This is a genomic window from Streptomyces griseus subsp. griseus, from assembly GCF_000720255.1.
In the GTDB taxonomy this organism is placed as follows: domain Bacteria; phylum Actinomycetota; class Actinomycetes; order Streptomycetales; family Streptomycetaceae; genus Streptomyces; species Streptomyces griseus_I.
Genome location: NZ_JOJE01000178.1, coordinates 1 through 398, shown reverse-complemented (window position 1 = coordinate 398; position 398 = coordinate 1). Strand labels below are relative to the sequence as shown.

The 398-nt window shown below is 70.4% G+C and carries 1 protein-coding gene; it reads right to left on the bottom strand.

Annotated features, from left to right (window positions below; genetic code table 11):
• Positions 1–233: hypothetical protein (locus IG99_RS43675; RefSeq protein ID WP_037684615.1), on the bottom strand; the 233-nt coding region annotated here is incomplete at its 3' end.
• Between the last annotated feature and the right edge of the window lie 165 nt (positions 234–398).

Genomic DNA, 398 nt, shown 5'->3' with positions numbered 1-398 from the left:
GTCTGCGGGGTGGTGCCGCCGATGGGCATGAGGATCAGCAGGACGTACGGCTGGCCCTCGCCGAGCTCCTGGTAGTGCCCCTCGGCGAGCGCCTGGTAGTCGCAGACGTAGACGACCTTGTAGACGGTGGCCCGGCCGGCGACGGGCAGCAGGACGTGGTTGCCGTAGACGAGGTCACCGGCGCGGACCATCGGCTCGGGTGTCGGGGCGGGGGCGTTACTCTGGTCGTTCATCGACCTGTCTCCTTCTGGGAGTGGTGATCTGGTCGGTGTTCTGCGGGCCGCCCCGGGCGATGGGGCGGCCCGCCCCCATCGGGGCTCTACTTCTTCGGCTGCATCGGCGTCGGCATCTGGCCGCCGCCGGTGTCGGGGTTGCTGGGCATCGGGGTCACCTCCCCT